At 49.4% G+C, this 18321-nt stretch carries 15 protein-coding genes; 10 read left to right on the top strand and 5 right to left on the bottom strand.

Annotation, left to right across the window (positions count from 1 at the left end; all coding sequences use genetic code 11):
* Positions 1-41 precede the first annotated feature (41 nt).
* From ACN4EG_RS01060 to ACN4EG_RS01020, 9 genes are all read left to right on the top strand, one after another.
* Positions 42-1052: a GDP-mannose 4,6-dehydratase gene (locus ACN4EG_RS01060; RefSeq protein ID WP_431627291.1), complete on the top strand. Its 1011-nt coding sequence runs from the start codon at positions 42-44 to the stop codon at positions 1050-1052.
* A gap of 188 nt (positions 1053-1240) precedes the next feature.
* Complete coding sequence (locus ACN4EG_RS01055) at positions 1241-2239, top strand: GDP-mannose 4,6-dehydratase (protein WP_431627289.1); 999 nt, start codon at positions 1241-1243, stop codon at positions 2237-2239.
* 8 nt (positions 2240-2247) lie between these two features.
* The gene (locus ACN4EG_RS01050; protein ID WP_431627287.1) at positions 2248-2967 is read left to right on the top strand and encodes a sugar phosphate nucleotidyltransferase; all 720 of its coding nucleotides are present in this window, start codon (positions 2248-2250) and stop codon (positions 2965-2967) included.
* Entirely contained in the window at positions 2964-3971 is a 1008-nt protein-coding gene (locus ACN4EG_RS01045; RefSeq protein ID WP_431627285.1) for an NAD-dependent epimerase/dehydratase family protein, read from the top strand. The genes ACN4EG_RS01050 and ACN4EG_RS01045 overlap by 4 nt, the downstream gene beginning before the upstream one ends.
* A gap of 13 nt (positions 3972-3984) precedes the next feature.
* Complete coding sequence (locus tag ACN4EG_RS01040; protein WP_431627283.1) at positions 3985-4926, top strand: glycosyltransferase family 2 protein; 942 nt, start codon at positions 3985-3987, stop codon at positions 4924-4926.
* On the top strand, positions 4919-5764 hold the full coding sequence (locus ACN4EG_RS01035; RefSeq protein ID WP_431627281.1) for a class I SAM-dependent methyltransferase: 846 nt from the start codon (positions 4919-4921) through the stop codon (positions 5762-5764). The genes ACN4EG_RS01040 and ACN4EG_RS01035 overlap by 8 nt, the downstream gene beginning before the upstream one ends.
* A 162-nt stretch (positions 5765-5926) precedes the next feature.
* Complete coding sequence (locus tag ACN4EG_RS01030; protein WP_431627279.1) at positions 5927-8785, top strand: YfhO family protein; 2859 nt, start codon at positions 5927-5929, stop codon at positions 8783-8785.
* Between the two features lie 194 nt (positions 8786-8979).
* Positions 8980-11208 carry an NADP-dependent isocitrate dehydrogenase gene (locus ACN4EG_RS01025; protein WP_431627277.1) on the top strand — a complete coding sequence of 743 codons (2229 nt, stop codon included), beginning with the start codon at positions 8980-8982 and terminating at the stop codon, positions 11206-11208.
* Between the two features lie 321 nt (positions 11209-11529).
* The gene (locus ACN4EG_RS01020; RefSeq protein ID WP_431627275.1) at positions 11530-11955 is read left to right on the top strand and encodes a hypothetical protein; all 426 of its coding nucleotides are present in this window, start codon (positions 11530-11532) and stop codon (positions 11953-11955) included.
* Between the two features lie 290 nt (positions 11956-12245).
* Here ACN4EG_RS01020 and ACN4EG_RS01015 read toward each other — a convergent pair whose 3' ends face one another.
* Together ACN4EG_RS01015 and ACN4EG_RS01010 are read right to left on the bottom strand one after the other, a co-directional pair.
* Complete coding sequence (locus ACN4EG_RS01015; protein WP_431627273.1) at positions 12246-12632, bottom strand: response regulator; 387 nt, start codon at positions 12630-12632, stop codon at positions 12246-12248.
* 484 nt (positions 12633-13116) lie between these two features.
* Positions 13117-14109 carry a sigma-70 family RNA polymerase sigma factor gene (locus ACN4EG_RS01010; RefSeq protein WP_431627271.1) on the bottom strand — a complete coding sequence of 331 codons (993 nt, stop codon included), beginning with the start codon at positions 14107-14109 and terminating at the stop codon, positions 13117-13119.
* A 238-nt stretch (positions 14110-14347) separates the two neighbouring features.
* Between ACN4EG_RS01010 and ACN4EG_RS01005 the strand changes: the two genes are divergently transcribed.
* Positions 14348-14485 (top strand): hypothetical protein, encoded by a 138-nt coding sequence (locus ACN4EG_RS01005; protein ID WP_431627269.1) that lies wholly within the window; start codon positions 14348-14350, stop codon positions 14483-14485.
* 283 nt (positions 14486-14768) lie between these two features.
* Here ACN4EG_RS01005 and ppk1 read toward each other — a convergent pair whose 3' ends face one another.
* The 3 genes from ppk1 to sodB all read right to left on the bottom strand — a co-directional run bounded on the left by ppk1 (position 14769) and on the right by sodB (position 17924).
* The gene (ppk1, locus tag ACN4EG_RS01000; RefSeq protein WP_431627267.1) at positions 14769-16931 is read right to left on the bottom strand and encodes a polyphosphate kinase 1; all 2163 of its coding nucleotides are present in this window, start codon (positions 16929-16931) and stop codon (positions 14769-14771) included.
* Between the two features lie 4 nt (positions 16932-16935).
* The gene (locus ACN4EG_RS00995; protein WP_431627265.1) at positions 16936-17154 is read right to left on the bottom strand and encodes a hypothetical protein; all 219 of its coding nucleotides are present in this window, start codon (positions 17152-17154) and stop codon (positions 16936-16938) included.
* Positions 17155-17321: 167 nt separating this feature from the next.
* Positions 17322-17924, bottom strand: coding sequence for a superoxide dismutase [Fe] (gene sodB / locus ACN4EG_RS00990; protein ID WP_431627263.1), 603 nt, complete (start codon positions 17922-17924; stop codon positions 17322-17324).
* Positions 17925-18321 lie beyond the last annotated feature (397 nt).

Here is an 18321-nt window from a genome sequence, read left to right as displayed (position 1 = left end):
ACAAGTTTTTCTCCTACCCCGGAACTGATTAGTTAACGGCTATGGCTAAACGCGCACTGATCACTGGACTGACTGGACAAGACGGCTCCTACTTAGCAGAATTGCTTCTGGAGAAGGACTATAACGTCTATGGATTAGTGCGTCGATCGAGTTCCGGTAACCTCGATCGCATTTCCCATCTCTGCGATCGGGTCAAGATTCTCTCAGGCGACTTACTGGATCAATGCTCTTTGATGGACGTGATCACAGAAGCGCAGCCCGACGAAATTTACAATCTAGCGTCCCAAAGCTATGTCCCGCTCTCTTGGACACAACCTGCTCTCACCGCAGAATATACGGCCCTCGGGGTGTCCCGCTTATTAGAATCCATCCGGCGCTGCAAACCCGATGCACGGTTTTATCAAGCGTCCAGTAGCGAAGTTTTTGGCCAGCCAGACGAGTCACCTCAAACAGAGCGCACAGCCTTTCGTCCCCGTAATCCCTACGGCGTGGCCAAAGCCTATGCCCACTGGATGACAATTAATTATCGCCAGCAATATAATCTCTACGCCTGCTGCGGGATCACCTACACCCATGAATCTCCCCGTCGCGGTGCGGAATTCGTTTTTCGCAAGATTACTCGAGGGGCGGCGATGGCGAAGCTGGGGTTACTTCAGGAGTTAAAACTGGGGAACCTGGATGCTAAGCGGGATTGGTGTTATGCCAAAGATGCAGTGTATGCCATGTGGCTGATGCTGCAACAGGACGTCCCGGATGATTACATTATTGCCAGTGGCGAAGTGCATTCAGTGAGAGATCTGATTGAACATGCCTTCGGTTTTGTCGGATTGAATTGGCAGGATTTTGTCTCTGTGGATCCCGCATTTTATCGCCCCGATGAAGCGGTGCAGCTCGTGGGTTCGATCGATCGAATCCACCATGATTTGCAATGGCAGCCTCAGTATTCCTTTAAGCAGTTGGTTGAGTTAATGGTGGAGTACGATCTGCAATTGCTTCAGGAGCAGTTTTCTCAGTCCGCTAATAGCTTAGGTCAAGTGCGGAGCGTGTCCTAGGGGAAGCAGAACCCCATTGAAAGTTTCGGTATCGCTAGCGGGACGGTTCAGAATTTGCTCAGCAAGGGAGTCCAATTCGGATTACATTGATTCAGGGAACAGGCTGATACAAGTTCTAGTTGATATTCAAGGCTTGAGCAAGTTACGTCGATCGTCCTCAGCGAAATATTTACAGCGTTTGCGAGACCATGGAAAACTTTAGCTGGACTGGAAAACAGGTTTTAGTCACCGGGGCAGGCGGTTTTATTGGCAGTCATCTATGTGAAGCATTGGTTGAAGCAGGGGCTGAAGTCACAGCCATGATTCACTATAGTTCTCGGAGCGACTGGGGGAATCTGGAGTTTTTGCCGCAGGACTATAGAAAATCACTTCAAGTCGTGGCTGGGAATATCGAAGACAGTGATTTTGTCATGCGCCAGGTCAAAGGTAAAGCCATCGTCTTCCACTTGGCAGCTTTGATTGGGATTCCCTACTCCTACGTCGCGCCCCGCAGCTATCTCAAGACCAACATTGAAGGAACGCTGAATGTAGTGGAAGCAGCGCGCCATTTTGATTTGGAGCGGATTGTCCATACTTCAACGTCAGAAACCTACGGGACGGCAATTTATACCCCGATCGATGAACAGCATCCCCTCCAAGGCCAATCGCCCTACTCCGCCTCAAAAATTGCAGCGGATAAAATGGCCGAAAGCTATCATCTAGCGTTTGGCCTTCCGGTATCAACCATTCGTCCGTTTAATACCTATGGCCCCCGTCAATCGGCTCGGGCGGTGATTCCGACTATTATCAGTCAAGCCTTTACCCAGCCTAGTATTCGACTCGGTTCCCTTGATCCGGTGCGCGACTTAAACTTTGTCAAAGACACCGTGTCCGGTTTTATCAAAGTGGCGGAGTCGGAAGACTGCATTGGTCAAGTGACGAATGTGGGCTATGGCAAAGGCATCACGATCGGGGAACTGGCCCAAACGATTTTGGCCTTGATGGGGGTTGATAAACCGATTGAAGCCGATCAAGCGCGGGTTCGCCCCAGCAATAGTGAAGTTTTTACCTTAATCTGTAATAATTCCAAAGCTGCGGAGATTGCAAACTGGCAACCACAATATTCCTTAGAACAGGGTCTTCAAGCGACGATCGACTTTGTGCAAGCCAATTTAAACTTCTTCAAAACCGATCAATATAGCGTGTGAGGTGCAGGATGCAGGCGTTAGTGTTGGCCGGGGGGAAAGGTACTCGGCTCTATCCCTATACCACGGTGCTGCCTAAGCCCTTGATGCCGGTTGGAGATTATCCAATTTTAGAAATTTTGCTGCGCCAATTGAAAGCAGCAGGCATTACTGAGGTGATTTTGGCCGTAGGCTATCTCAGTCACTTGATTGAGGCATTCTTCCAAAATGGTGAACGGTTGGGCCTCAAAATTAGCTATTCCCTGGAAGAGAAGCCCTTAGGAACAGCAGGGCCGATCTCCTTGGTGCTCGATCGATTGGAGCAAGACTTTTTAATCCTAAATGGCGATCTGCTGACGACCATGAGATTTGGTAACCTGATTCAGTATCACAAAGCGAACCAGGCTGCTGCCACGATCGGCCTTTACCAACGGGAAGTCAAAATTGATTTTGGGGTGATTGAAACCAACGATCAATCCCAACTCCTCTGCTATCGAGAGAAGCCGGTCTACCATTTTGATGTCAGCATGGGGGTCAATGTTTTAAATAAACAAAAAATCCTCCCCTATCTAAAGCCCGGTGAATATTTGGATATTCCCGAACTGATGATGCAACTGTCTCAGAATCAGCATCCCGTTTATTGCTATCGCGAGCCTTGCTATTGGTTGGACATTGGCCGAGTGGATGACTATCAGGTCGCGGTGAGCCGATTTGTCGAAAATCCCGAAGAATTTATTCCATCCGGCCTATGACGGCTCCAGCGATGACTCAAGCCACAACAACTCAAGCCACTATGACTCAAGCCACAACAAAGGTATTGATGACGGGGGCCGGTGGTTTCTGTGGCAAGCATTTAGCCACCTACCTGAAGTCTCAGGGCGTCACTGTCTACACGATGGGGACGCATCCACCGGAGCCATCCGACGAGACTGTCCAGCAGCACTTTGCGATCGCCGATATCACCAATTCCCAGGAACTCGCTAGCATTTTCGATCGAGTACAGCCGGACTATTGCATTCATCTAGCGGGGGTTGCTAGTTCGACAAATCCCGTAGACTTTTATCGGGTGAATGTCTCCTATGCGGCGGCCTTGCTCCATGCCCTAGACTTGAGCGGGCTATCAGCCAACTGTCCAACCCTACTGGTAGGAACCTCGGCGGAATACGGGGTGATTACGCCCGAACAGGTGCCGATTCATGAAAATAGTCCAGTGTCTCCCTACCACCACTACGGCATCAGTAAGCTGGCCCAGACTCATTTGGGAATGGCCGCTGCGAGAATGGGAAAACCCCTCGTGATGGTGCGCCCCTTTAATATCATTGGCCCTGGGATGCCCCGCCATTTATCGGTGCAGAGCTTTGCGACCCAAGTTGTCAAGATTGGGCTGGGGCAACAACCGCCGGTGATTGAGGTGGGGAATCTGGGCAGTTCTCGCGATTTTATTGACGTGGAATCCACGGTTCGGATCTACTGGCAGCTGATTCAAAATCCCCAAGCCCATGGAGAAGTGATCAATATCTGTTCCGGGCAGGGGGTGGTAATGGCGGACTTGTTGCAGCGCTTGATTCAGCTATCGGGGGTCGCGGTGGAAGTCAAGGTTGATCCCGATCGCTTTAAAAGCCTGGATATTCCAGTGCATTATGGCTGTACGCAAAAGCTCGAACGGTTTATCAAGGATGTGCCCCACCTGGATCTAGACGGGACGCTGCAGCGAGTATTAGACTACCTAACGGTCAACCCCTGCTTTGCCCTATGACCTGCTTTACTCTATGAAAACCCTAACAGTAATTAGCCCCATTTATAACGAAGAAAGTGTCATTGAGGCTTTTTACACGGAGCTTTCGGCGGTGCTGTCTAGACTGACAGGGTATCATTCAACGATACTCTTTGTGGTCGATCGCTGTACGGATCAAACCCTACCCATTCTGCGGCGCATTGCCCAGAAAGATCCCACGGTTCAAGTGTTGGCATTATCCAATCGGTTTGGTCATCAAATGTCTTTGCTGGCTGGGATTGACCACTGTAATGCGGATGTGGTGGTGATGATGGATGGGGATTTGCAACACCCCCCGGAACTCATTCCAGTCATGCTAGAAAAATATGAACAGGGCTACGAGATTGTCTATACGATACGGGAAGATGCAAGGCAAAGTAGCCTCTTTAAACGCTGGACCTCGCGATTATTCTATCGCTTCATTAATTGGATTTCTGAGATTCCTATTTCAGAAAGTGCGGCAGATTTCCGGCTGGTGTCTCGATCGGTGATTGAAGCCTTTCAGACACAAATTCGAGAACGCAATCAGTTTATGCGAGGGTTATTTAGCTGGGTGGGTTTCAATAGTGTGGGTGTAGGATTTCGTGCCCGCGATCGCTTTGCAGGAACCACCAAGTATTCTTTGCGGAGAATGGTGCGTTTCGGATTGCACGGAATTGTTGCTTTTAGCAAACGTCCGTTGCAGCTTTCAATTCTGGCGGGTACGATATTTGCATTTTTTAGTTTGATCTACGCAGTCATTGCGTTTGTTCAATACTTTTTTTATGCTTCGTTGCCCTCAGGGTGGACAACCCTGGTGATTATGATTGCCCTATCTACGGGGATCCAACTCATTTGTCTAGGGTTTATTGGCGAGTACATTGGCGCTATCTTTGACGAAGTCAAGGGTAGACCTCACTACCTTGTGTCGGAGAAGATTAACTTTAACCATGAGTAACTGTATTGTTTGTGGTCAAGATAACCCAGTCCCTCTGTATCGAGGCATTAACAAATGTCTGAGCTGTGGTCATGTGGCTGCGGATTTGTCGATTTCCAGCGAAGAATTGTTCAAGCTTTACCAGAAAGATTACTTCTTTGGTGAGGAATATAGTGACTACGTTGCCGATAAGCGAATTGCTCAAAAAAACTTTGCCTTACGTTTGAAGACATTGCAGCAATTCCTGAAGCCAGAACGTCATCGCAAATTGTTTGAGATTGGCTGCGCCTACGGTTTCTTTTTGGAAAAAGCCCAAGCATTATTTGGCCAGGTGCAGGGGATTGATATTACTGAAGATGGAATTCGGTATGCCCTGAATGAATTGCATCTGGATGTGGTACAAGCAGATTTTTTGAATCACGATTTGGGCGATCGCACCTTTGATGTAGCCTGCATGTGGGATACGATCGAGCACTTACCCAACCCCCACCTCTACATCGAAAAGTTGAGTCCGCACATGGAAAAGGGCTCACTCATTGCAATTACGACGGGGGATATCGACAGTTTCAACGCCCGGATGCGGAAAGAGAATTGGCGCTTGATCCATCCGCCCACCCACATTCATTACTTCTCCCAGAAAAGCCTCGCTCAAATGCTGAATAATTACGGCTTTGATGTGGTTTACAGTCGCCATTGTGGTTTTTATCGGAGTCTCGATAATGTTGCTTATAACATCCTGGTACTTCGCTGGAAGCAACCTAAGCTGTATCACTTTTTGAAAAAACTCCGGCTGACGGAACTGGATTTTTATCTCAATCTCTATGACATCATGTATGTCATTGCTCGTAAACGTTATTAATGGGAAGCACGACCCAAGAACCCATGCGTTTGGAATGCGGTTAGCGGCCTGTGACTGAATGCAATTTCTCCAGCCTAGTTTTTTGCGATTAGTTGACCAGCGCTAGAGTCACGATTAGAGCTTGCATAGACAGTAGTGTCTGTTTTTTTGGAGAAATATAGCATGCAGAGTACTAATGAGCACGACCAGACTCCTCGGCAGTCTGGCGTGAGAATTGCAATTCTTCATAGCTTGTTGGTTATTCTAGCGTTCTCATTACTATTTACGATTTTCTTTTCTCCTTCGTTGTTTTCTGGAAAATTATTGGCTCCTGGCGACGGAATTGGGTATTACTTACCTGCCTTCTATACACCTCTATCATTCTGGACTAATCAAGTCTTCGCAGGATATCCCTTGGTAGGTGATCCGCAGAATATGACGTGGTATCCGCCAGCGATGCTAATGCGGCTCATTCCAAATTCTTGGAATGCATATGTTGTGTTGGCCTATGTGCTAGCAGGTAGCTTTGCTTATTGCTATACCTATACCTTAACGCGCTTGAAGTTGGCTGCAGCAGTGACTGGACTGGTTTACAGTTTATGTGGATTTATGATGGCTCATTTACCACATACGACAATTATTCATGCTGCTGCCTGGATGCCCTTGCTGTTGTGTGCAGTAGAGAAATTGCGGCATCGCTTCGATCGATTGTGGTTTGTCATCGGTATTGCATCAGTGGCTTGTTGTTTTTTGGCGGGTCATCCTCAAATTGCTGTATACAGCTTGGGTTTAGTTTTTTTCTATACCTTGTTTTTGGGGGGAACGTCTCCCGATGGCCGTTGGAAATACTACCGTCGTGCCAGTCTCATGATCGTCCTCGGTCTCAGTCTCTGCGCGATTCAAATTTTGCCAACGATCGAATTCAGTCGTCTGAGTCTGCGATCGGCAATGACATTTGAAGAATTTTCTAGCTTTTCATTACCTCTCTGGCAAACCTTAAAGCTCCTGTTTCCCTACTTCTTTGGTCGATCTTTCATGCCCTCTGACGCTTTGTTCAATACGTACTGGGGCAAATATAATCAAGCCGAAGTAACAGGTTATGTTGGCTTAATGCCGATTATGCTTGCTGTAGTGGGTACTATTGTCTATCGTAATCGCCCAGTTGTTCGGTTTTGGTTTTTGACTGGATTGATTACCTTGTTGCTAGCGTTTGGCCCAGATTTAGGGCTGGGTGGTTTACTTTACTATGTTCCTATCTACAATAAATTCCGAGCGCAGGGACGGCATTTTATTGAATTTGCTTTGGCGATTAGCATATTGGCTGGCATAGGTGTGGCGGCAGTTCAGCGCCAGAAGGTTGATTCGCGGCTGATTGGGAAAACCTTGTCTACCAGTCTGCTGGTGATTCTAATATGCTTGATCAGTATGGTGGTTCTGCGTCCCAGTTTTCAGGAAAAAGCCCGCCCATTTGGGATTGAGACAATCCACTTGCTACCCTGGAAGAATTTAGCGATCGGCATTCCATTGGTGGTATTTGCTTTGGGATGTTTTGTTTTATTGCTCTGGAGTAAATTTGGGCATCGCCGCTGGAGTACTGGGATTTTATTGGTGATGCTTATTGTGGACTTATCCAGCTTTGGCTGGTTTTTAGGATGGGAAAGCCTTTCTCCGGTGGCCAAACAGCTCGAACCGAGCCCCCTTGTCCAGCAATATCGTTCCTTGTTGGCGTCGAATTATCAGCGGTTGTTTAGTCCCCTTGGAACTCCCATTTTTCCCAACTTGACCCGTTTGTGGGACTTGCCGAATGCGAGTGGTTATTCCCCATTAATGCTGTCTCGGTATAGTGAGATGATGGGTATGGCTTCCACTGGTATCTTGATCAGTCTGCCTGTGAAGATAGAAGAGCGGCAGTTAGATCTGATGGCGGTGCGTTATTTGTTAGACCTACAGTCAGAAATGACCGAGGTCCCGGGTGTGGCATGGGGAAGTCAGGAGTTGGGACTGACCCTAGGGGAGAATCGTTGTGGCCCCGCCAGTCTCCAGCCTTCCATAGATCTGTCGTTACCGGAACTTGCGCGATCGGTGAGTGAGATTGGCTTTGTAACAACCTTAGGCTGTGCAGTCACTATCCCAGAAGGGAAATCAGTCTTACAGGTTAAGGTGACAGATGTGGATGGCAATGTAGAGAGCCATTCTTTATTGGCAGGGCGCGATACGTCTGAGAATGTTTACGACTGCCCTCAGGTAAAACCGGAGGTGAAACATGGTCGAGCGCCGCTATTTAAGAGCATTGCGGTAACGGGATGTGACGTGCATGATTATGTCAGTACGGTGGCGTTAACCCGATCTCAGCGAGTCAAGAAGCTGGAGTTGGCGTGGAGCGATCGTGGTTTGGGTGGCGTCATCGCGATCAAGCATATCAGCCTGCGGAATCGGGCCCAGAGTATTTCAATGCCCGTAACAGCAATGAGTATTTCACCCAAGTGGAAGAAGGTGGAGCAGACGGAAGTAGGCACTATTTACGAAAATCAGGATGTAATGCCGAGAACTTGGTTGGTTTCACAAACGCTTCAACTATCGCCGCCGGAGATTTTGGCTGCTATTCAAACGTCGAACTTACCCGATGGGCGGAAGTACGACCCCAAGGAGATAGCGTTAGTTGAAAATAAAAGGGCTCGTTTCCAGTCATCTGCCTTGCAGCCGAGGGATCGGGCAACTGTGCTCAAGATGGCGGATACCCAGATGGAGGTGCAAACCCAAACGGCTGCTCCTGCATTTTTAGTGCTGAGTGATGTGTATTATCCGGGTTGGCAAGCGACGATCGATGGGAAGCCGACTCGTATTTTTCAAACCAACTACATTCAAAGGGGAGTCAAGGTTCCCGCGGGAGAACATGTGGTTCGGTTTGAATTCCACCCTTTGAGTTTCAAGATCGGCGTTGGAATTACGACCGCAACGTTAGTGGTCGGAGGGTATGGATTGTGGCGGCTGGGCAGGAAGCCATCGTCCCTGAAGGAAATGGACTCGGGGATGCCCCTCTAGATGTTGAGTCATCGTGAACGCAAAACAAGGGTATGTAAAAATAGAGGGTTAATGTTTGCGGTAGGCCGTCGATCGCTGAGATTGACGACCCATTGTGCTGATTCCCGTTGGGTGTCACTACCTTGTACCAAAACATACCCCATTGCTTCAGTAACCGCAGGACAATATCCAGGAAATCCATCGTAGGAAGCGCCATGACTGTTCCCGCCAAGATTGTTTACACCTTTACCGACGAAGCTCCAGCTTTGGCGACCTACTCGTTTTTGCCGATCGTCCAGGCATTCACAAAGGCGGCCAATGTGACGATCGAAACGAGCGATATTTCCCTGGCGGGTCGCATCATCGCCAACTTTCCAGAAACCCTACGGGAGGATCAGCGGCAGCCGGATGCGCTGACTTTGTTGGGGGAACTGGCAAAAACGCCGGAAGCCAATATCATCAAACTGCCGAACATCAGTGCTTCGGTTCCCCAGTTGGTTGCCGCGATCGCGGAGTTACAGTCCCAGGGTTATGACATTCCTGACTACCCAGCGGAACCGAAGGACGAGGCGGAAAAAGCCATCAAAGCCCGCTATGCCAAGGTGCTGGGCAGTGCGGTGAATCCGGTGTTGCGGGAAGGAAATTCCGATCGACGGGTTGCAGCGGCGGTGAAGCAATACGCCCAAAAGCATCCCCACAAGGTCGGGGCTTGGACGGCGGATTCGCGATCCCACGTGGCTCATATGCAGAGTGGCGATTTCTACGGCAGTGAGCAGTCCGTGGTTGTGGAGCAGGCGGGCAATGTTCGGATTGAGTTAGTGGCAGCGGACGGGGCTGTTACGGTGCTGAAGGAAAAAACGGCAGTCCTGGCGGGCGAGGTCATCGATGCGGCAGTTATGAGCGTCAAGGCGCTGCGATCGTTCTACGAACAGGAAATTAAGGCCGCCAAAGCTGATGACATTCTGCTCTCCCTGCATGTCAAAGCCACGATGATGAAGGTGTCTGATCCCATCCTGTTTGGCCATGCGGTGACAGTGTACTACCAGGATGTGTTTGCTAAGTATGGGGAAACCTTTGCCAAACTGGGCGTGAATCCCAACAACGGTATTGGAGACGTGTACGCCAAGATCCAAGCCCTGCCCGAAGCGGAACAGGCGGCGATCGTTGCCGATATTAATGCTGTGTATGCCCAGCAGCCTCGGTTGGCGATGGTGAATTCCGATCAGGGCATTACCAACCTGCATGTCCCCAGCGATGTGATCATTGATGCCTCCATGGCCGCTGCGATTCGTAATTCCGGCAAGATGTGGGGCGCGGATGGTCAGGCCCACGATACCAAGGCGATGATCCCCGATCGCTGCTATGCCACGATATACCAAGCTTGCATTGAATTTTGCCAAACCCATGGGGCGTTTGATGTGACGACGATGGGTAATGTCTCCAACGTGGGGCTGATGGCGCAGAAGGCTGAAGAATATGGCTCCCACGATAAGACCTTTGAAATTCCTGCCGACGGCACGGTACGGGTGGTGGACGAGCAGGGGCAGACCTTGCTGGAACACGCGGTGGAACGGGGCGATATCTGGCGGATGTGCCAAACCAAGGATCTGCCGATTCAGGATTGGGTCAAGTTGGCGGTCAACCGGGCTCGCTTAACGGGGAATCCGGCGGTGTTTTGGTTGGATGCCGATCGTGCCCATGATGCCAATTTGATCTCTAAGGTGAACGCTTATTTGCTGAACCACGACACGTCGGGCTTAGACATTCGCATTCTGTCTCCCGTGGATGCCATGACGTTTACCTGTGAGCAGATCAAGGTGGGGAAAGATGTGATTTCTGTGACCGGGAACGTATTGCGGGATTATCTGACGGATTTATTCCCCATTTTGGAGTTGGGCACCAGTGCCAAAATGCTGTCGATCGTGCCGTTGCTGGCGGGCGGTGGCCTGTTTGAAACCGGGGCGGGGGGATCGGCTCCGAAGCATGTGCAGCAGTTCCTGAGCGAAGGGCATCTACGGTGGGATTCCCTCGGGGAGTTCTTGGCCTTGGCGGTGTCATTGGAAGATTTGGGCCAGAAGACGAATAATGCCGATGCGTTAATTTTGGCGGCGACCCTCGATCGGGCCAATGGCCAGTATTTGGAACAGGCCAAATCTCCTTCGGCAAAGGTGAATGAGTTAGACAACCGGGGCAGTCATTTTTATCTGGCGATGTATTGGGCGCAGGCATTGGCGGATCAGGATCAAAATCCGACCTTGGCGGCGAAGTTTGCGCCCTTGGCCCAGCAGTTAAGGGCACAGGAGTCTCAAATTTTGGTGGAGTTAAATGGAGTTCAGGGGCAACCTGTGGATATTGGCGGCTACTATCATGGGGATTCTGTGAAAACGAGTCAAGCCATGCGACCTAGTGCCACGTTAAATGCAGCGATCGCGGCGCTAGGATAGCCTACTGGGAGAGGTTACTGAGATCCAGGAGTTCATTGGGGGGAAGGTGGTCGGGCGATCGGCTTCCCCGCGAGGATCAGCGATAAAGTTCCTCTATAAACCACTAGGAAACCGCGTGACAGTTCAAGAACAGGAACAATTCCCATGCGCTGCTGTAATTAATTCGCTGATACTAAAAACATCAGCTCACAAGATTCGCATCCTCAAGATTCACACATCCGAAGATTCGTCTATCCCAGATTTGTAGAGTCAAGATTCGCGTAATCTCAAGCGATATTCCGTATATTCCACTTAGTAAAGACTGCCCCGGGGGTGGTTTTGGTGAAAAAAATTCTAGTTTGGACATTAGCTCTCACATCGCTTGTTGGCGTGGTTCACCCAGGACTGGCTCAGAATCAAGATCAGGTGATTCGGATTGCACCAAATAGTCCGGTGCAAACTCGTACTGGTAGTTCAGTCAGCGCCCATAAAGACTCCAGCTGTGCTGGGTTTATTCCCGAACAGCCGAACTACGAAGTAACCTTGACAGAAGACATGGATCGCCGCTTCACCGTTCAAGGCAATTCGAATATCACGCTGCTAGTCATCAACAGCAAAGGGAAAAAGTTCTGCGTGCAAGCTGACAGTACTTCTAACGGTAAAGCTGAAATTCCGGGTCGCTGGGCGAAAGATACCTATCAGGTATTTATTGGAACTCGATCCCAGGGACAAAATCCCTATAAGTTGACGATCGAACCTGTCAACTAATCTAGCTTAAACGGGTGCGATTACCTGCGATGACTTTACATCCGATTACGATCGGTAGACTAAACCTGCGTTAGCTAAACCTGCATCAGCCAGTGTAGTTGGGCTACTCCATCTATGCTGGCTTTGCTGATTGTTGCCATCTGCTAGGTGGTAATCTGCTCGGTTGCAATCAGAACTGTTTGAGTACAGTTGTTAGCTGTAGTATTAGTTGTAAGTAATGAGCTGCAATGGATTTAGAGTAGTTGCAGCTAATGAGATCGGTTTAATTTAAACTCTCTAGAGAGGGTAAATTAAAAAACGGGATATTCCACAAGAGGCTGGCTCAGGAGTTTTGCCTTTGACAGAATTTCTGTCATAGCCGTGTCTTTACGACAGAAAATATCGATCGTGCCGTCCTGGATTAATCGCTCAATCCGAGGTTCTTCCAATGAGGAATAGGCCATGATCTGAACCGATGGTGCGATCGTTTTAATTTGTGCTGCCGCACCGGGCCCATCTAAAAGGGGCATTTGCATGTCTAAAATCACGACGTCAGGATGGTGGCGTTTCACCATCTCGACCGCTTGAACTCCATTCTCAGCCACATCAACAAGCTCTATCCCCGGTTGCCCCTTGAGCGCAAGCTTGAGGGTGAACCGAGTCAGTTCATGGTCATCAGCAATAAGAATCCGCAACACTGATCGCTCACAAGAACGCATTTCAACCTGATCAATTTGATGGAACACTTACGTCGAGTGTAGGCCGCAGATCTGAGATTGGTCGTCTACCCAGAGGCTTAAGCAACCTAAGAGTTTTCTGCTTCTCAATCAGGGGAATCACACACCTCGGTGAAATAGTGGCAGGAATTTGAGGTAAATAACTAGCGCAAATTTACGGAAGTCTAAATCCCATGCCCGTCTCATTCCGATCTTTGGATGCGCTTAAGCCCTTCTGTCTTCCGTAAGGTCTCTTACAATTGCCAAAAACCATCCCCGTAGTGATACAGAGATGGTAAAACGCTGATTTACATTTTTTGAGTTAATTTTTCAAATAAGTGAACTTTGTAAGTAAGCGAACTTTTCAAGTGATGGCCTGAGGGCGTTTATCCAGCAGGAGAGGGTTGGCTGATGAAAATCAACGGTGGCAGTCCCGTTGCATGAGAAATCGTGCCTCTGTTCTGAGTTAGACCCAATCCTTAAGCAGTGCTTGGCGGCGGGGGTGACGTAACTTTCGCATCGCTTTGGCTTGAATTTGGCGTACCCGCTCCCGCGAAAGGTCATAGATTTTGCCAATTTCAGTCAGGGTATAGTGCTGCCCATCTTCTAACCCGTAGCGTAGACGAATGATTTCTCGCTCTCGATCGCTTAGATGTTCTAGAACGGAATTCAAGCGATCACTCAGAAGTTTACGATCGAGATTTTCGTTGGGTGCAATGTTGTCGGCATCTTCGATCAGCTGCATAAGCTCAGTGTCTTCGTCCTTGCCCACCCATGCATGGAGAGACAGCGTTCGTTGGCTGACATCCAGCACCTGATCTAGTTTGTCCTCTTCCATATCTAGCGCCGTCGCCAATTCCTGTTTTGTAGGACGCCGCCCTAGCTCCTGGGAGAGGGTCTGACGAACCTTACGCACTTGGTTTAGCTTTTCCACCATATGGACGGGTAGGCGAACGGTGCGGGATTGGGAGGCGATCGCCCGCGTAATTCCCTGCCGAATCCACCAGTAGGCATAGGTGGAAAACTTATAGCCGCGCTCGTAGTCAAACTTTTCTGCCGCCCGCATGAGGCCCATCGATCCTTCCTGGATGAGATCAAGGAAGGGGACACCCCGATTGAGGTACTTTTTCGCGATCGACACGACAAGACGGAGATTGGCCCGCACTAGCTTACGTTTGGCTCGTTCCCCCACAACGCCACCTTTGGCGATTTCCCGTGCCAGTTCAATTTCTTCGGCTTGATTCAGAAGGGGATAGCGAGCCATTTCCCGCAAAAACATGCCCACGGAGTCATCGGATAACCCCAAATAGTCACTTGAGTTTTTGGGGAGTGCCTTGGCGATCGCTTCGGGAGTCAGCTCTTCATCGCTGAGAACTTCAATTTCATTCTCGTCGATGGGAAAGTCGTTGGGGATAGCCTCGGGCACTGGATCTTTCTTTTTGGAATACTTAGATGCCATAACTCAAGTCACACAATGGTTTCAGCGTTTTTTAGAAAATTTTGCCTCCAACTTTAGCGCAAGTTGTGAAAAAAATGACACCAATGTTGGAAAAATTTCATTCTTTTTACAGTTGATCTTTTCGGGAGTCTAGGATTTGCTGTCTAGCATCACAGAAGAAACTGGCTCTAAACCAGGATTTCTGCTAGTTGTCTGCAAATGGGCTCTGCGAATAGGAGAGCAGCTTGCGAACATTTGTATGCAAACATTAATCTGCCAAGACGGAGCCTTTCAGCCAGTGCCGCTGAGCAGTAGATCAGGGCTCATTCTGCTACTCAAGCAACGATCGCTGCTTTTAGAAACCCGTAGCCGCACCACAAAGGAACTACGACACTAGATATAGCGTTTTTCTGGATTTGTCAACACCAGAGTTCAGAAAAATTCAAGTTTATTGGCCACATCCTCGTTGGCTGATGGTGGCCAAAGCCAGATGGAGCAAGGATTATTGCTCAATGGGTAGCCGTTTGGTGCTGTTAAAATCTTGGTGTCTAATTCATGCCTCTCCAGCCCAGGATTGGTCTAGTGATTTATCCGCCAGGGTTATCTCCTGGTTGGGGCTGGTTTGCGGCTCAGGACTTAGTTGGGCCTAGGGGCTTGGTTGGGGCTAGGCAATCTGTTGGCTAGGAATTTGCTTGTTGCGCCATTTCACAAAACAGTTTTTGGGAGGGCTGTTCATGACTGCCGTTACTGGGCCGACGCTGGACATAGCGTCCGTCAGATTGCAACTCCCAAGCTTGCCGATTGTCCGCCAACATGACCCCCAGCATTTCCTGCAAATCCAAGATTAACTCCGGATCTTCCACTGGAACCACTGCTTCCACCCGCCGATCGAGGTTGCGGGGCATCCAATCTGCACTGCCGATCAAAATTTCTTCTTCGCCGTTGTTCCGAAAATAGAAAATTCGGGAATGCTCTAGGAATCGTCCAATGATGCTGATAACCCGTATGTTTTCGCTGACCCCCGCTATGCCTGGTTTCAAGCAGCAAATCCCCCGAATAATCAAATCGATGCTGACGCCTGCTTGGGAGGCTTCGTACAGGGCCCGAATGATGCGGGGATCGACGAGGGCGTTCATTTTGGCGACGATGCGGCCCTGATTGCCGGCCCGTTGATGGTCAATTTCGCGCTGAATCAAGGTCAAAATGTGATCGCGCAAATTCACTGGAGCAACCACCAGCTTGCGGTAATCCCTTTGGCGAGAATAGCCCGTCAGGTAATTAAACAAATCCGTCAAATCTGCGCCAATGTCCTCTCGGCAGCTAAAAAGGCCCAAATCTGTATACAGACTGGCGGTTTTAGGATTGTAATTCCCCGTGCCGACGTGGGCGTAGCGGCGGATTTTGCCCGCTTCCCGGCGCACTACTAAGACCAACTTAGTATGGGTTTTTAGCCCTACCAGTCCATAAACAACGTGGACACCAGAACTTTCTAACTTCTTGGCCCAAAGAATATTGTTCTCCTCGTCAAATCGCGCTTTGAGTTCGACCAGGACGGCGACCTGTTTACCATTTTCTGCGGCTGTAATCAGCGCTTGAATGATGGGAGAATCACCCGAAGTGCGGTAGAGGGTCATTTTAATCGCAAGTACATCGGGATCGTGGGCGGCTTCTTCAATAAATCGCTGTACGCTGCAAGTAAAGGAATGATAGGGGTGATGTACTAGCAGATCCTGTTTACGCACAACTGCGAAAAAGTCTTCTTCTTTACTGCTGGACGGATCAGTGACATCACTTTCTACGACTCGGCGCAAGCGAGGATGAACTACGGATTTCCATGGGGCATCTTTTAAATCTGGTACGGGCAGTGACAGAAAGTTCATTAAGTCCCGCAGACTCAGTAACCCGTCAATTTCATAGACGTCTTCTGGCACCACGTCCATTTCTTCCATGAGCAGCGATCGCAGGGCATTGGGCATAGCTGAAGGCGTTTCTAACCGAACCACCGATCCGCTGACCCGCCGCTTGCGCAGTTCCTGTTCGATCGCGAGCATCAGGTCGTCAGCTTCATCTTCTTCCACTTCTAGATCGGCGTTGCGCGTGACCCGGAAGGGATAGTATTCCTGGATTTGCATGCCTGGAAAGAGGTTTTCCAAATTGTGGGCAATCACCTGTTCTAGTGGCACTCCGGCCCACACTGTGGGTTTGGTTTTGGTTCCAGTTGGCCCATTGGTTTCGATCGGCAGTTGAATGAAGCGAGGTAAAACTTTGGGGGCTTTTACACGAGCGTAGAGTTCTTCCCCAGTTTCACTATCTTTAATCACCACGGCCAGGTTCAAACTGAGATTAGAAATGTAGGGAAAAGGATGGCTCGGGTCGATCGCTAGCGGGGTCAGAACGGGAAAAACCTGCTCATCAAAATAGTTTTTTAGATAAGCCCGTTGCTCCTGATTGAGATCCATATAATCCAACAGGAAAATGCCATGGCCTGCCAATTGGGGACGCAGAGCTTGCTCAAAATGGCGATGTTGCTTGGTGACTAACGGATGAAGCCGTTTGCGAATCAGGCCAAGTTGTTCCTGGGGTGTTTTCCCATCGGCACTCAGCTTGCGCACCTCCGCCTCGATCTGTTGCTTAAGGGCGGCGACGCGCACCATGAAATATTCATCGAGGTTCGAGCTAAAAATGGCGAGAAACTTGAGCCGTTCCAGCAAAGGGGTTCTGGGATCAAACGCTTCATGGAGCACGCGACTATTGAATTCAATCCAACTTAATTCGCGATTGAAGTAGTATTGTGGATCCGTTAGATCAATTTCAATGGGTGTTTTTCGCCGCCGTCGCATCATAAACCTACAGTCCTTGGCCGAAGACCTCGTGCTCCCGTCCAACCCACCATTCTCCCAGATTCATCAAGTCTTGGTGAATGTCGGCTAAAGTCTCCTCATACTCTTCCGGCGTCATTGCGTCCCGTTGTTCCTGAAGTTTGACGAGGCGCAGTTGCACCAATAGCCAAGGCTTAGTGATTCCGTTGGTGGATTCCAGATATTTTGCGAAGTCATGACTATTCATAGCGTACTGGACCACAAAAGGTGAGTGATGCACAAAACAGTTGCGATCGAGTTTGGAAGATTCCCTACGATCGCAACTGCTAGGAAAGGTTAATTGAGCGCCGATCTACCCATCAACGGCGAAAGGTAGATAGCAATGCAATGGGATAGGGATCCACTAGGGTCTGACTAAGCAGCCAAGTTGGCGGCTACAAAGTCCCAATTCACCAGCTTGTCCAAGAAGTTGGCAATATAGCCAGGACGGGCATTACGGAAGTCAATGTAATAAGCATGTTCCCACACGTCCAAGGTTAGCAGGGGCTTTTGACCCTTGGTCAGCGGGTTGTCTGCATTGGCTGTTTTGGTGATTTTGAGGGTGCCAGCGTCTTCAACCAGCCAAGCCCAGCCGCTGCCGAATTGGGTGGCTGCTGCATTGGCGAATTCAGTTTTGAAGTTGTCATAACTGCCGAAAGCTGCATCAATTTTTGCGGCCAAGTCACCGGTAGGTGCACCACCGCCACCTGCTTTGAGGCTATTCCAGAAGAAGGTGTGGTTCCACACTTGGGCTGCGTTGTTGAAGATGCCAGCCTTATCTGCATCACCCGCCGTCATGCGAATGATATCTTCGAGGGATTTCCCTTCGTATTCCGCCTTACCTTCGATCAACTTATTCAGATTATCCACATAGGCTTTGTGGTGTTTCCCATAGTGATACTCAAAGGTTTCAGCCTTCATCCCAGATGCTTCTAGGGCATCCGCTGCAAAGGGCAGAGGGGGTTGTTCAAATGCCATGTTTGTTCTCTCTCCAGTCAGGACGGTCGGACTAGGATCCTAGCGCCAAAAGTTTAACTTGCGGTTGATAACTGCTTAGCGCTGCTTTCAGTCACACGCTCTAATTGTCCCACCAAGTTGAGGATATATTACAGAGCGTAGCCATATCCAGTTCAACTTAGGGGGCTGTTTGCATGGTAGCAGATACCTTTTGAATTCGGGTGCAACGCAGCAAACTTTACTGGGGGCATCAGGGAGCGGTCGATGGTCAGCGATCGCGAGATTGGCGGTAGCGGTGGCAGAGTCGGTTGCTGGATCGGATGTAGATAGGCCGACTTAATTGACTGCCTAGAATCCTTCATAATTCGTTATTATTTTTAGAATTGAAGTGTAATTTTTCAGAATTAAAGTGTGACTG

The organism is Alkalinema pantanalense CENA528 (assembly GCF_050753345.1).
In the GTDB taxonomy this organism is placed as follows: domain Bacteria; phylum Cyanobacteriota; class Cyanobacteriia; order Leptolyngbyales; family Leptolyngbyaceae; genus Alkalinema; species Alkalinema pantanalense.
This window is presented reverse-complemented; position numbering and strand designations above follow the sequence as displayed.